Genomic DNA, 14376 nt, shown 5'->3' with positions numbered 1-14376 from the left:
ACGGCCTCATGACATTTCCGACCGCGACCTACCGGATACAGTTCCGCAACGGCATGACCTTCGATCGCGCCTGCGGCCTCATTCCCTATCTCAAGACGCTCGGCATCAGCCACCTTTACGCCTCACCCATCTTCACCGCCGTCAGCGGTTCGACCCATGGCTATGACGTCACCGACGCCAACGACATCGACCCCGCACTTGGCGGCCGGGCAGGCTTCAACCGGCTGACGGAAAGACTTGCTGCCGCCGGCATGGGATTGGTTCTCGACATCGTTCCGAACCATATGGCCGCCTCGCCAGATAACGCTTGGTGGCGCGACGTGCTGACATCCGGCCGGCAAAGCGCCTATGCCGGCCACTTCGACATCGATTGGCGCGAGCCGCTGACCCTGCCGCAGCTCGGCCGGGACTTCGAAGAGGCGCTGGCTGCAGGCGAACTGCGTCTTGTGCTCGACGAGACTTACGGCAACTTCGCCTTGGCTTACTTCCAGACCTTGTTGCCGCTGAACCCCGCCAGCTACGGCGCGCTCGCCAACCGCCTCGACGATCCGGTCGCCATGCGAATGGCCGAGGTGGCCGTGACGTCGGGCGAGGATTTTGCCCGCGCGCTGCGCGATATCCTCTTCGAAGGCGGCGATCGGGCGATTCTCCGGCAAAAACTCGAGGACGTCTCGTCCGATCATGACTTTCTCAAAAGCCTGCATGAGGAACAGCATTGGCGCCTGACCCATTGGAAGGAGGCGGCGCGGCATCTGAGCTACCGCCGTTTTTTCGAGGTGACCGGACTGGTCGGCACCCGCGTCGAAGATCCCCCGGTGTTCGAAGATCTGCATCGGCTGGTGCTCGAGCTGGTGGGCCAGGGCAAAGTGCAGGGGCTGCGCATCGACCACGTCGACGGGCTCGCCGAACCCAGGGCCTATCTCGACAGACTGAGGGCAGCGGTCGGAGCCGATATCTATATCGTCGTGGAAAAGATCCTCGGGGCGGGCGAGGTGCTGCCGGAGAGCTGGCCGGTCGCCGGCACGACAGGATATGAATTCATCGCCGCGCTGAGCGAGCTCTTCATCGACGCTGGCGGACTGCGCATATTGGATGATGCCTATCGCGGCCTCGCCGGCGAGGCGGCTGATCCCGAAGAGGGCCGGCGGCTTGCCAGGCGACAGATGGTGGAGCGCAACTTCGCCGGCGAGTCCGGCAGGCTGGCAACGATCGCGGCAGGCATCTTTCCCGAACTCGACAAAGCGGAGATCGCCACCGCGCTCGGCGCGCTGCTGGTCGCCTTCCCCGTCTACCGCACCTATGGCGACGGCGGTCCGCTTTCCTGGCAGGATTCGGCCGTCCTCGCCGCGACGGCATCGCACGTCATGGCTGAGCTCGACGACCGGCGCGCGCTCGATCATGTGCTGAAGCTTCTCGAAGGCAGGATCGAGGGCGATGCGGCTCACGAATTCCGGATTCGCTTCCAGCAGTTGAGCGGGCCGATCATGGCGAAGGCGACGGAGGATACGCTGTTCTACCGCTATAACAGGCTGCTTGCCGCAAACGAGGTCGGCAGCGAACCGGGCAAGCCGCCCGAGGGCCCGGACGGCTTCCATCGCCGCATGGCCGAGCGGGCGCGGCTGCAGCCGCATGGGCTTTCGGCAACGGCCACCCACGACACCAAGCGCGGCGAGGATGCGCGCGCGAGGCTTTACGCCTTGAGCGAGGGGGCGGATGTTTTTGCCCAGGCAGTGGCGCGTTGGCGTGACATGAACCGGCCGTGGCTGAAGGATCTCGCGGATGGCGCCGCACCGGAGCCGAATACCGAATGGATGCTCTATCAGGCGCTCGCCGGCGTCTGGCCGGAGGATTTCGACAGAGGACAGATGGAAGAGCTTCGCACCCGCTTTACCGACTACGCGGTCAAGGCGGTGCGCGAGGCGAAATTGCGCACCGCCTGGACCGAACAGGATGACGCTTATGAGGAGGCGGTCGCGAGTTATGCCGCGGCGCTGGTGTCGCCGGACAATGACGCCTTTCTCGAAGATTTCGAAAGGGTGCTGCAGCCCTTTATTGCGGCCGGCTACGTCAACAGCCTGTCGCAGACACTGCTCAAGCTGACGGCGCCGGGCATTCCCGACATTTACCAGGGCGCGGAAGGTTTCGATTTCAGTCTCGTCGATCCCGACAATCGCCGACCGGTCGACCACGAACAGCTGGTTGCCTGGCTTGCTGAAGCCGGACCGATCGCCAAGCTTCAGGCGGCGGCGTTGAAGCAGCGTATCGTCAGCATTGGCCTGCAGCTGCGCCGGCGGCACCCGGCTCTGTTTTCGAAAGGCGATTATCTGCCGTTGAAGGCGACGGGCAGCCGCCGCGACCATCTGCTCGCCTTTGCCCGGGTGCATAAAGGCGATTTCGCAATCGTCGCCGTGCCCCGAATGATGTTCGGCTGGCTCGATCCCGGCGTGCTTTTTGCCGGCCCGGAGTTCTGGGAGGACACGGCGATCGCGGTGCCCTCCCCTCTTCACGGGTTGAAGGCGGATCTGCTGACCGGAAAAACCATCGAGCCCGGCGGCAGCATTTCGGTTGCCGCCTTGCTCGGAAGCCAGCCCCTCGGGCTGATCAGCCCGACCTGAAGATGGCGCCACGCCACCCGGGTCCGTCACATAAAATGGGCACAGATATACGCTAAGGATGGCGGGTGTCTAAAAACACCTGTTTGTCGCACATTGGAGCAGGAATAGCCGCTTGCCACCTTCGACGCGTCCGATCCTCCGTCGGAATCTGCCGTAGGTTCGACGGCAAGGTTGCCGCGTCCGGACAGAGTCCGCTAACGGTGTGGGTGTGTGAAAAAGAGACGTTCGGACTGGCGTAAGAATCAAACATGCGGAAATCGGCGCAACAAGCTTTTGCAAGGATTATCATTGAACAACGAGTTGGACGTTGGGGAAGCAAGCATGACTGAAGCCCGAACTAAAATTATTCGCCTTTTCGAGAAGCACCGCGCGACGCCGGGCGCACCCTACGACGAAGACCACTTTCTCGACTTTTTGTTGGCCGATCCCAAAAGGAAGGGTGCGCTCTACGACAGCTTTCGAGGGCTTCGTAGGTTCCGCGCTTTTCTGGATGACGTCCAGTACGAGTTGGAGGTGTGCTTTTCGATCGAGGATCGGGAAGCCAATTATCCGCTCAACAAGTTTATAGCCCGGGCGATGGAGCTTCAGCAATCTCGGCGCGGGTCGCTGCAGTCCCTGCAACGTCAAATTAACGCCGGACCAGGATGGGGAGTGCTGATCGTCGCAGATGTCTTGCTACTGACTATTGGCAGCTTCTTAAGCGGCAGTCTGTGGGCGCTTACGACCGTTGTCACCGTTGCAGTGGCTGTAAACATCAGCTTTGCGCTATTCGCTTGGAAGGCCAGGTCTTATCTCCTCAAGCTTCGGGCACGCATTAAAGGTAACTGAAGTCTCGAAAGCACGAATGTCCGCCACGGCTTTCCGGACCTTGGTCGCGCTGCAGTTCGTCGGAAAGCTGCCTGTCGGCAAAAACATGTTTTTTGACAGGGGCCTGCGCTCTCGGATCGCGCCTCCACGACGGCCGGAAGGCTGCGGCCGTTGCGCCAAAAGATCGGAGTTTCCGATGTCCAAAGCGCTTAGCGTATATCTGTGCCCATTTTATGTGAAGCCCCCCCCGCTCCGGAAGCGAGCGGCGGCCGTCGAAAAATCAATCTCGCCGAAATTAGCACTTGACCTTCCAGTTGCTGGAAGGTCGATAAGTCTCTCCAACTGCCCTTGGGGCATAGGAGATAAGCATGAACATAAAACACGACCACCATCACGGTCACACCCATGGCAATGATCATAGCCATTGCAGCCATGCTCGGGAGAAAGCCGCCGACACGGTCATTCGTGATCCCGTCTGCGGCATGACCGTCGATCCGGAGGCCGGCAAGCCCTCGCTTACGCATGCTGGCCGCATCTACCATTTCTGCTCCGAGAGCTGCCGGACGAAATTCGCGGCGACGCCGCAGGATTACCTGACAGCGAAGGACCCTGTCTGCGGCATGGCCGTCGATCGTTCGACGGCAAAACATTTTCTGAAGGTCGACGGCGAAAAATTCTACTTCTGCTCGGCCGGCTGCAAGACCAAGTTCGAAGCCGACCCCACGGCCTATCGCGACGGCGCCCGCCCGGCCGCAAAGCCGGCGCCGAAGGGCACGCTCTATACCTGCCCGATGCATCCTGAGGTCGTCAGCGACCGTCCCGGCGACTGCCCGAAATGCGGCATGGCGCTGGAACCGATGGGCATTCCTCCTGCTGACGAGGGCCCGAACCCGGAACTTGTGGATTTCACCAGACGGCTCTGGGTCAGCGCCATCCTTGCCCTGCCGCTGCTGGCGCTCGGCATGGGGCCGATGCTCGGCCTGCCGCTCCGCGAAGCGATCGGCGAACCGCAGGCGACCTACATCGAGCTATTGCTGGCAACGCCGGTGGTGCTGTGGGCGGCCCTGCCCTTCTTCCGCCGCGCCTGGGCGTCCCTCGTCAACCGCAGCCCGAACATGTGGACGCTGATCGGTCTCGGCGTCGGCACCGCCTATCTCTACAGCCTCGTCGCCACGCTTGCGCCCGGGATCTTCCCGATGAGCTTTCGCGGCCACGGCGCCGCCGTGCCGGTCTATTTCGAGGCGGCCGCCGTCATCGTCGCGCTCGTCTTCGTCGGCCAGGTGCTGGAATTGAAGGCGCGCGAACGCACCGGCTCGGCGATCCGCGCCCTACTTGATCTCGCGCCGAAGACGGCGCGCCGCATCAATGCCGACGGCAGCGAAAGCGACGTGCCGGTGGACGACATCCAGGCCGGCGACCGGCTGCGCGTGCGTCCCGGCGAACGCATTCCGGTCGACGGTTCCGTCCTCGAAGGCCAGTCGACCGTCGATGAATCGATGATTACCGGCGAGCCCCTGCCTCTGGAGAAAGCGAAGGGCGATGCTCTGACCGGCAGCACGATCAACAAGAATGGATCGCTCGTCATGGCGGCCGAGAAGGTCGGCGCCGACATGGTGCTGTCGCGCATTATCGACATGGTCGCCGCGGCGCAACGCTCGCGGGCGCCAATCCAGGGCGCGGTCGACCGGGTGTCGGCCGTCTTCGTGCCGGCCGTCGTCGTCGTGGCCATCCTTGCCTTCATCGTCTGGGCCGCGATCGGGCCGGAACCGAGCCTGGCCAATGCTCTGCTGGCCGCCGTCGCCGTTCTGATCATCGCCTGCCCCTGCGCGCTCGGTCTTGCGACGCCGATGTCGATCATGATCGCAACCGGGCGCGGCGCTCAGGAAGGCGTGCTGATCAAGGATGCCGAAGCGCTGGAACGCTTTTCCAAGGTCGACACGCTGATCGTCGACAAAACAGGCACGCTGACCGAAGGCAAACCAGTTCTCACCGACATCGTCGCCTTCGGCGGCATCGAGGAGAACCGGCTGCTGTCGCTGGCGGCAAGCCTGGAGCGCGGCTCTGAACATCCGCTGGCCGAAGCGATCGTTTCCGGCGCCGAAGAGCGCGATGCCACCTTCGTCGAGGTCACCGGCTTCGAGGCAAAGACGGGCAAGGGTGTCATGGGCCTTGCCGGCGGCATGACGGTGGCGCTCGGCAATGCGGCGATGCTCGCCGATCTCGGCATCGATCCCGCGGCGCTGTCGGAAAAGGCCGAAGCCCTGCGCGGCGATGGCAAGACGGTGATGTTCGTCACGCTCGACGGCAAGCTTGCCGGCCTCGTCGCCGTCGCCGACCGGATCAAGCCGACGACATCAGCCGCCATCAAGGCGCTGCACGACAGCGGGCTGAAGATCATCATGGCCACCGGCGACAACGAGCGCACGGCGCGGGCGGTGGCAAAAAGCCTCGGCATCGACGAGGTCCGCGCCGACGTGCTGCCGGAAGGCAAGAAGGCGCTGATCGAGGAATTGCGCGCCAAGGGCGCCGTCATCGCCATGGCCGGCGACGGCGTCAACGATGCGCCGGCACTTGCTTCGGCCGATGTCGGCATCGCCATGGGCACCGGCGCCGATGTTGCGATGGAAAGCGCCGGCATTACATTGGTAAAGGGCGACCTCAACGGCATCGTCAGAGCGCGGCGGCTGGCGGAGGCGACGATGCGCAACATCCGTCAGAATCTCGGCTTCGCCTTCGGCTATAATGCCCTCGGCGTTCCGGTCGCCGCCGGCGTGCTCTATCCGGTCTTCGGCCTGCTGCTGTCGCCGATGATCGCGGCAGCGGCGATGAGCCTGTCGTCCGTGTCGGTGATTGCCAACGCGCTGAGGCTGCGCTTGGCAAAATTATAGGAGATGGCAATGAATATCGGCGAAGCATCCGAGCGCTCCGGCCTGCCTTCGAAGACGATCCGCTATTACGAGGATATTGGCCTGATCCGCCCCGAAAGGGGCGGAAACGGCTATCGCGACTACGCTGCGAGCGACGTTCACAAACTGCGTTTCCTGCAGCGCTCGCGCGGTCTCGGCTTTTCGGTCGAGGAATGCCGGCAATTGCTGGCGCTCTATGAAGACAAGGCTCGGGCGAGCGCCGACGTCAAGGATATAGCCGAGAGCAAACTCGGTGAGATCGACCGCAAGATCCGTGAGCTGACGGAACTTCGCCGCACGCTGGAGCACCTCGTGCATGCCTGCCACGGCAATGACCGGCCGGACTGTCCGATTCTCGAAGAGCTTTCAGATGGCCGCTGAGCATTTCAGGAAGGTCGAGATGTGTCCTGGATGACCGCGTGAGAGAACGGCGCCGGCTCCGCGGCATCGTCCTCGTCGCCGTCATCAAGCACGCCCTCGTCGAGGCGGTGCTTGATCGCAAGCGCATAGATCACGTCGAGGATGTTGCGGTCCTTGAGATGCGGATCGGTCAGGGCGAGAAGCGAGGCCCGGACGATCTTCTTGCTGGTGGCCTTCGGGCAACGCATCTTGACGAAATCATACAGCGCCTCACCCGTCAGCCCTTCCATGGCGCCGTCCACGAGAGCTTCGTAGACCCGCTTCTTTTCCTTCATTGTGTATCTTCCCCTCCAAATCAGCGGCGTGATGATCTGTCATGTAATTGTCATAAACAATCGCCGATTTAGGGCGCTCATCGTATCCTGGCCGAATATTCGGCAACGATGTTCCGTCCGGATGACTTTTTTTGTCCCGCCGGGAATAAAATCCGGCGCGCTTGCGTATACTCAATCATGGAACGCAAAGACCGCCCGTTCGACGTCATCGGCCAGCTCGCAGCGCTGAGGCGCTACGCGCGCGCGCTGGTGCGCAATTCGGACGAGGCAGAGGATCTGGTGCATGATGCGCTGGTGCGCGCCTTCGAGAAGCGAAAGAGCTTCCGCAGCGGCGGCAACCTGCGCACCTGGCTGCTGTCCATCCTGCACAATGCCCATATCGATCGCCTTCGCCAGAAGCGGTCGCTGACACGGCGCCACGACGAAGCGGCTGTCGAAGCCGAGCAGTCCTTGCCGGCCGGCCAGGAACACGCCGTGCGCCTGCAGCAGGTGCGCGACGCCTTCTTCGACCTGCCGGAGGAACAGCGCGAGGCGCTACATCTCGTGGCGATCGAAGACCTTTCCTATCAGGAAGCCGCCAATGCGCTCGGCATTCCGATCGGCACGCTGATGTCGCGCATCTCCCGCGCCCGCACGCAGCTGCGCGAATTCGAGGAGAAGACACCGCGCATTTCGCATCTGAGATTAATCGGAGGGAACGGCCATGAAAGCAGTTGACCCGATCGTCGACGCCGATCTCGACGCCTATGTGGATGGCGAGCTCGATGTCGCCCGCCGCATCCAGGTGGAGTCCTATCTTTCCGAGAACCCGGCGATTGCCGCCAAGGTGATGGCCGATCTCAGCGTGAAAGGTGAACTGCGCCTGGCGCTTGCCGGCGAAAGCGCCTTCGGCCGTGCCGAGACCCGCGATGCCGCCCGCCGGCTGGAGCGTGGCCTTTCCTATGGCCGCATCTTCCACTCCATGCAGCGCATCGCCGCGGTCGGTATTCTCGTGACCGCCGGCTGGGTGGCGCACAATTCCTTCGGTGCATTCTCGGCGACCGAGGTGGCGGCCTCCGTTCCAGCGCCCGCCTATGTCGAGGATGCCGTCCGCGCCTATCAGACCGCGGTCCTGCGCGAAACCATGCCTTCGCAGCCACCGACCACTTACAGCGCCGACGAAATCCGCGCGGCCACCGCGATCGTGATGCCCGAACTGCCTAGGGATTGGAAGATCGCCGACGTGCAGATCTTCCCATCCGAATTCGGCCCGAGCGTCGAGATGGCGATCGAGCAGTCGGATGGAAAGCGGCTGTCGCTTTTCGCCGTCCGTCCGGGCGCTTTCGAGGTCAAGCCGGTCAGCCATCTCACGCTGGAAAAAGCAGAAGCCGCCTATTGGCAGATCGGCGAGGTCGCTTACGCCCTGATCGCTGACGATAGCGGTCTCAATCTCGATCAGGCGGCCGAACGGCTCGCCCGCTCGCTCTATTAGTTCTAACCGAGGAGATCAGCATGAACCCGATCAATCCCCGCTATGGCGCCGTTGCCGGCTCCCAGGCTATCTTCGACGAGGGTCTGCGCCAGCACATGCTGCGCGTCTACAATTATATGGCTCTCGGCCTCGTCATAACAGGCCTCGTCGCCTTCGTCGTCGGCTCGACGCCGGCCCTCTACGTGCCGATCTTCGGCTCGCCGCTGAAGTGGGTGGTGATGCTGGCGCCGCTCGCCTTCGTCTTCTTCTTCACGTTCCGCATCCAGACGATGTCGGCGAGCACGGCGCAGATCACCTTCTGGGCCTTCTGCGCGGTGATGGGCCTGTCGCTCGCCTCCGTCTTCCTGGTCTTCACCGGGATGAGCATCGCGCGGACCTTCTTCATCACCGCCACGATGTTCGGCGCCACCAGCCTCTACGGCTATGTGACGAAGCGTGACCTCTCCAGAATGGGCTCGTTCCTGATGATGGGCCTCTTCGGCGTCATCATCGCCAGCATCGTCAACATCTTCCTGGGTTCGAGCGCGCTGCAGTTCGCAATCTCGGTGATCGGCATCGTCGTCTTCGTCGGCCTCACCGCCTACGACACGCAGAACATCAAGGAACAGTATTCGGAAAATTACGATCAGGAATCGAACCAGAAGCTCGCCGTCTTCGGTGCGCTCTCGCTCTACCTGAACTTCGTCAACATCTTCCAGCTTCTGCTCAACTTCACCGGCGAGCGGGAATAGAACCGCGCTTCTGGGGGCAATGGAAGCGCAAGAGCGCCCGGTCTGCAGTCTGTGACAGGATGGCAGATCGGGTGCTCACTTAAAAACGAAGCGGCCGGGTTCACGACCCGGCCGCTTTCGTTTCAGATGATACCCCAGGCGCGATAGCGGCCGCGGCCGGTGATTTCGCGAATGCCGATCTCATTGACGAGGTTCAGCGCGCCGCGCGGCGTAATCCTGAGATGGCGGGCAATCATCGCCGCCGAGACCATCGGCCGCGACAGGATGAAATCGGCAAGGTCCGGCAGGCTGCTGTTCGAGCGTCGGCCGCGGAAGCGCAGCTCCATCTGCGTGCGTGCCAGCGACAACCGGTCGACTTCCTTGAGACCGGCTGCGGCACCCAGATGCATCGCCTCCAGAAAGGCTTGCAGCCGTGTGGCCCGGTCGCGGGCCCGACGCCGCTCATGGCGCACCAGCTTCAGCCCGCCGTAGAAGGAGAAGAGATGCGAGGCGACCTTGCCGCGGGCGCGCAGATAACTTGCGACCAGAAGACCGCCGAGCCAATGCTGGCGCCGTAGCGGCTCGATCCTGTCCCAGGCTTCAAACAGAATGACAGCGCCGAGAACCGGCGGCAGGCTGTCGGCCAATGGCAGCACGCTTCGCCACTCCGCAAGCCGCTGTTCCTCGTCCCATTCCTCGTCACCGAGCAGCCCGAGCGGGTCGTCGGTGCGCTTGGTCGTCGATACTGCCGCTGTCTCTCCAGCCGGCGCCTTGCCGGTATGGATATCGATGAGCTTCTGCGAGCGGGCAAGAAGCGCATCGATCTCCGCCATCTCGGCAGCGAGCGGCCCGTCTTCATCCTCGTCCTCGTCGTCGGTCTTGACCACGGTTGCCGGGTTTTTGCTTTCCTGGGCCGTGCCCTCCCCTTCCCCCATGGTCGCGGTCAGCGTTGCAAGGCCCGGCCCGCTAAGAGCCCAGGAAGGTTCCCCGGTCCAGATGCGCCGACGCGTCCGCAGCACCGAATGGGCGATCGTCAGTTCGTGGCTCGGCGCGCGGCTATCCATATGCGCGTCGTGCAAAACGAGATCCTCGACATGCACGAGTTCGCCGGCGACCCAGAGCGCACCGGCGGCATCGAAGAAATGACTGCGTTCGGCAAATCCCTCGCCGACCGGCGAGCGCAACACCCGCTCGTCCAGCCGTGCCAATCCGTCCTCTGCGGCGGCAAGGGGTGGAAGCAGGTTCTGCAGCATCGCACCGTCTATATCGTAGCGCATTGTTAAGCTTTACGGTTTTTCACAAATGGAAGCAAAAGACATGTTTTCTTCCGTCACTATGACATGGTTAACGGTGTATTTCAATAAAAGTGCTAAGGGAAGAAAGCGGTTAGGGGTCTCATCGACAGGCCGCATTTCCTTCTAACCCTCGCAGCTGGCGCGAGGCTTTTGGCCACCCGCTCACCCGGTTCTCCTCGCCAGCGGACCATTTGCCCGCATCAACGCCATCAGCATCGGCCCGAGCGAGAATTCGCCGCGTTCCGCCCGCCGGGTCAGGTCGCGCAGATAGCCGCCGGCCGAGTTGATATGGCCGCCTCGTTCCAGAATGCAGGCGATCACCGTGGCGGCGTTTTCCGGCCCCATGATATCGCAGGCCAGTTGATAGGCGCTCGGGCTGACGCCCAGCGTCGAGCGGACGATGACGGCCGCGGCCATCAGATCCCGCCAGCTGCCGATCCCGCCGCCCGGCCCATAAGCGGCGATCTCGGGGCAGGCCTGCAACACCATGGCAAGCGGGAAGGACTTTGGCGGCTCCCGCCACGCCCGCGGTTCTTCCTCCGGCTTTGCGCCCTGCTTCGTTTCGAAGCTTGGTTCAAGTTCAGATATTAGGTGTGGGTTTGAATTATGTATGTGCCGACCGTTTTGGCTGTCATTGGCGTCTGTTTTTTCTGTTTTCGTTTTCGATTCCAGCGTCTTGATGATCATTTCGCGGAACGCTTCGAGATCCGCCAGCAGGCTTCTCATCTCCGCAGCCGACGGACGGCGCGGCAGGCTGGCCGACAGCAGATTGAAATGCTTCTGCATCTCGATCCATTCGCCCGCAATTTCCTCTTCCAGCGCGATCTCGATCAGCTTGGCGATGTCACGCCGGCAGAGCGTCAGGCGCTCCCTCAGGCGCTTCCATTCGAGCCTATCGGCCATCACCTGAGCCGCCTGCGCTTCGATCTCGCCGGCGCGAGCAAGAAGCGGCGCCAGGCTGAAGCCGAAGGCCTCGCCAAGCCCGCCCTCACCGTTGCGGCGGGCAAACCGTTTGCCGTTCGGGCTATCGCGCCGGATGATCAGGCCGGCTTCCACCAGCATCGCCAGATTCCGCCGCAGCGTCGTGCCGGCCATGCCATGCGTGCGCAACGAGAGCTGCTCATTCGAAGGAAAAACCACGAAGCCGTTGGCCTCGGCAATCTCGTTCTTCGGATAGAAGGTCAACAACGCGTTGAGAACGGCAAGCGCACGATCGGATACGCCGATCATGTCCTTTGCCTCGCAGAGCGAGCGAAAGATCTTCCACTTGTCGACCGATGCGTCCGGATCGACCTTGCTGGCGCTTTCCTGGCTTGCCAGCATGCCAAGCGTCATCGATCGCCGCCCAAAGGGCGTCGATACATATTGAGGCTCCATGTCCCTCACCTTTTTTTCAAGGCAAAAGAAATCTTACCACCCAAAAGGATGCCGAAGATGCTTGACAGTGATTCGAGGAAGTGCGATTCTCAGATTGTCCAGATATGAGAAAGGCTTCCGCGACGGCAACGTTCGGAGGCTTTTTTCTTTTGCGGCCTACTCTCCTGCTTGCAACTTGCCTTCCCGATAGGCTTCGTAAAGCTCATCGAGACGGCGTGAAATATAAGCGCCGAAATCCGGCGCATCGCCTGTTTTCAACGCGATCGTGAAAGAATTGCCGGCGCTTCTGATTCGGCCGGCAATCTTGCCGCCGCTCTTCGGCTTCCAGTCATATTCCGTGGGCTCCGGCTTCGCCTCTTTCCGGGCGAGCTCGGCAACCAAAAGCTCGAAACGGCGGTCGCTCTCTTCCGCCATGAACTGTTCCGAGGCGATAAGCTTCGCAAGCCGCGCCGCCGTCATCCCGTTCCAGTCCTGGGCCAGCGCCATCCATTTACGCCGCCCAATGCCGGGGGCAGCTCCCACGGAGCGGACGATCTCGGCCGGGATGGCTTTTGCGACCGACAACAGCTTCGACAACTCCGTCTTGTCGGTCGACAGCGCCTTCATGATGACAGGACGCTCAAACCCCTTGAGCTCGAGATTGAAGGCGAAGACGGCGCGTTCGATATAGGAAAGGTTCCGGCGCGCCGAGTTCTCGATACCCTGCGCGATGACGACATCGGTATCGTCGAGCTGACGGACGATCGCCTGCACTTTGCGTCCGAGCAGCCTGACGGCCTGCAGGCGTCGATGGCCGTAGGCGATCTGGTAGCGGGCCTCGTCATCAGGATGGCGACGAACCAGAACCGGCACTTCCTGGCCGTTCTCGGCAATCGACCGCACCAGCTCGTCTTCCATATCGAGCGGCTGGTCGGCAAGCCGGTCGCGCACGAAGGAGGAATCGATCAGATCGGGATCGAGTTCGACGATGCGTTCGCCGGAGAGCAAGGCCTCCTGCATCGCCCTGCTCTCTTCCTCCATGCGCCCGAGGGTCAGCGCCATCGTCCGGACCGGCCCGGCCGATCCGCGCGAAGAAGACTCCTCGTAGTTGGCCGCGGCCAACTCCTGCGCCGTATCGTCGAAAAGACCTTTGAGGCGATCGCGTCTGCTCATGTCCTGCCCCAGGCTTTGTGAATGCCGGCAAGAACCTCGCTGTTGGCGGCATTGACCGATTCCAACGCCCGATCGTAAGTCGAGCGGCGCACCTGCCCCTTCTCGATTTCGAAGAGCGTCTGCTTGGTCAGGCCGGCATCGGCAATCGCCGTCGACTTGAGAATGGTTGCCGTCAACACGTCATCGCCGAACAGGCTGCGCAACAGCGCAACGATCTGCGACTGCGGTGCATCGAAAGGTTCGTGGCGGGTGACGACATATTTGATGAAGTCGTGCTGCAGGTCGCCGCCGGCCTTGCGAACGACGGAGAGCAGATCCGAGGTCATCAGCAGGAACTGCGACATGGACGCGACGTCGACCATCTGCGGATGGATGGTGATGAGCAGCGATGTGGCGGCGCAGACGGCTCCGAGGGTGAGATAGCCGAGCTGCGGCGGGCAATCAATCACCACCACGTCGTAATCCGCCTCGACCTCGGCAATCGCCACGCCGACCCGACGGAAGAACAGCTCGGCCGGCTTCTGGCGATCATTGAGCGCCCGCGGGGTCTCGTGCTCGAACTCCATCAGCTCGAGATTGCCCGGCACCAGATCGAGCCCGTCGAAATAGGTCTTGCGGACAATCTCTTTCAGTGGCTTGCGTCCGGCATCGTAGCGAATGGCGCCATAGAGCGTATCGCCGTCGGAGAGATCGAATTCGGGCTGCACGCCGAGCATGGAGGAGAGCGAGGCTTGCGGATCGAGATCGATGGCAAGCACCCGGTAACCGGCCAGCGCCAGATACTGCGCCAGATAGAGTGTCGTCGTCGTCTTGGCCGAACCGCCCTTGAAATTGGTCACGGCGACCGTCTGCAGCTTCTCGCCGGGACGCCGCCAGGGAAGATAGCTGAGCGCATCCTTCGGCTTCAGCTTCGCCATATAATGGCGCAATTCATTGATTTGGCCGAGCGTATAGGAGCGCCTGCCATTCGGGGAAAGTTCCGGCTGCGGCCCCTTGCCATCCAGCGAAAGCTGGCGAAGATAGCCGTCGGAAACGCCGATCATCTGAGCGGCCTCGCCGGAGGAGAATGTACGCAGCGTCTTCTGCGAAAGCGGCGGAAACAGCTTGTCACGCAGCAGCTTCAACTGCCGCGACAGCTGGTTCGCATGCCGCTCGATCCGCACATCTGTCGTCGATACGCTAATGTTGTCCAAAACACCCAATCCTTTTCGATGCGCTTTTCTGTCAACATAGCGTCAAAAAGCGTATCGAAAGTGACACGATTCGGGATTTCCGGCAACAATAGGGGCCAGGGCCTCATCGGCGGCCCGGTTGGCCGCGGCCAACTCCCTGCCCTGCCCTTGCGGCG

The 14376-nt window shown here is 62.3% G+C and carries 12 protein-coding genes; 7 read left to right on the top strand and 5 right to left on the bottom strand.

Annotation, left to right across the window (positions count from 1 at the left end; all coding sequences use genetic code 11):
- Positions 1-8: 8 nt before the first annotated feature.
- From treY to cueR, 4 genes are all read left to right on the top strand, one after another.
- Positions 9-2615, top strand: coding sequence for a malto-oligosyltrehalose synthase (gene treY, locus CO655_RS04240; protein ID WP_097663913.1), 2607 nt, complete (start codon positions 9-11; stop codon positions 2613-2615).
- Positions 2616-2936: 321 nt separating this feature from the next.
- On the top strand, positions 2937-3443 hold the full coding sequence (locus CO655_RS04235) for a hypothetical protein (RefSeq protein WP_097663912.1): 507 nt from the start codon (positions 2937-2939) through the stop codon (positions 3441-3443).
- 347 nt (positions 3444-3790) lie between these two features.
- Positions 3791-6310, top strand: coding sequence for a heavy metal translocating P-type ATPase (locus CO655_RS04230; protein ID WP_097663911.1), 2520 nt, complete (start codon positions 3791-3793; stop codon positions 6308-6310).
- A gap of 9 nt (positions 6311-6319) precedes the next feature.
- Positions 6320-6709, top strand: a complete 390-nt coding sequence (gene cueR / locus CO655_RS04225) for a Cu(I)-responsive transcriptional regulator (RefSeq protein WP_009995283.1) — start codon at positions 6320-6322, stop codon at positions 6707-6709.
- Between the two features lie 5 nt (positions 6710-6714).
- On the opposite strand, the gene CO655_RS04220 is transcribed toward cueR, so the two are convergent.
- On the bottom strand, positions 6715-7023 hold the full coding sequence (locus CO655_RS04220) for a hypothetical protein (RefSeq protein WP_097606694.1): 309 nt from the start codon (positions 7021-7023) through the stop codon (positions 6715-6717).
- Between the two features lie 177 nt (positions 7024-7200).
- On the opposite strand from CO655_RS04220, the gene CO655_RS04215 reads away from it, so the two are divergent.
- From CO655_RS04215 to CO655_RS04205, 3 genes are read left to right on the top strand one after another with little or no spacing between them, the layout of a single operon-like run.
- Positions 7201-7740: a sigma-70 family RNA polymerase sigma factor gene (locus tag CO655_RS04215; RefSeq protein ID WP_097606695.1), complete on the top strand. Its 540-nt coding sequence runs from the start codon at positions 7201-7203 to the stop codon at positions 7738-7740.
- A complete protein-coding gene (locus tag CO655_RS04210) occupies positions 7727-8494 on the top strand; it encodes an anti-sigma factor (protein ID WP_097663910.1) in 768 nt (255 codons plus the stop codon). The genes CO655_RS04215 and CO655_RS04210 overlap by 14 nt, the downstream gene beginning before the upstream one ends.
- Before the next feature lie 20 nt (positions 8495-8514).
- Positions 8515-9225, top strand: a complete 711-nt coding sequence (locus tag CO655_RS04205) for a Bax inhibitor-1/YccA family protein (protein ID WP_097663908.1) — start codon at positions 8515-8517, stop codon at positions 9223-9225.
- Between the two features lie 122 nt (positions 9226-9347).
- Here CO655_RS04205 and CO655_RS04200 read toward each other — a convergent pair whose 3' ends face one another.
- The 4 genes from CO655_RS04200 to repA form a co-directional block, all read right to left on the bottom strand.
- Positions 9348-10481, bottom strand: coding sequence for an RHE_PE00001 family protein (locus CO655_RS04200; protein WP_097663907.1), 1134 nt, complete (start codon positions 10479-10481; stop codon positions 9348-9350).
- Between the two features lie 180 nt (positions 10482-10661).
- Positions 10662-11876 carry a plasmid replication protein RepC gene (gene repC, locus CO655_RS04195; RefSeq protein WP_097663906.1) on the bottom strand — a complete coding sequence of 405 codons (1215 nt, stop codon included), beginning with the start codon at positions 11874-11876 and terminating at the stop codon, positions 10662-10664.
- Between the two features lie 156 nt (positions 11877-12032).
- Positions 12033-13028, bottom strand: a complete 996-nt coding sequence (gene repB, locus CO655_RS04190) for a plasmid partitioning protein RepB (protein WP_097663905.1) — start codon at positions 13026-13028, stop codon at positions 12033-12035.
- Positions 13025-14221: a plasmid partitioning protein RepA gene (repA, locus tag CO655_RS04185; protein ID WP_010031417.1), complete on the bottom strand. Its 1197-nt coding sequence runs from the start codon at positions 14219-14221 to the stop codon at positions 13025-13027. The genes repB and repA overlap by 4 nt, the downstream gene beginning before the upstream one ends.
- Positions 14222-14376 lie beyond the last annotated feature (155 nt).

The organism is Rhizobium sp. M1 (genome assembly GCF_002531805.1).
Classification (GTDB): Bacteria; Pseudomonadota; Alphaproteobacteria; order Rhizobiales; family Rhizobiaceae; genus Rhizobium; species Rhizobium etli_C.
This window is presented reverse-complemented; position numbering and strand designations above follow the sequence as displayed.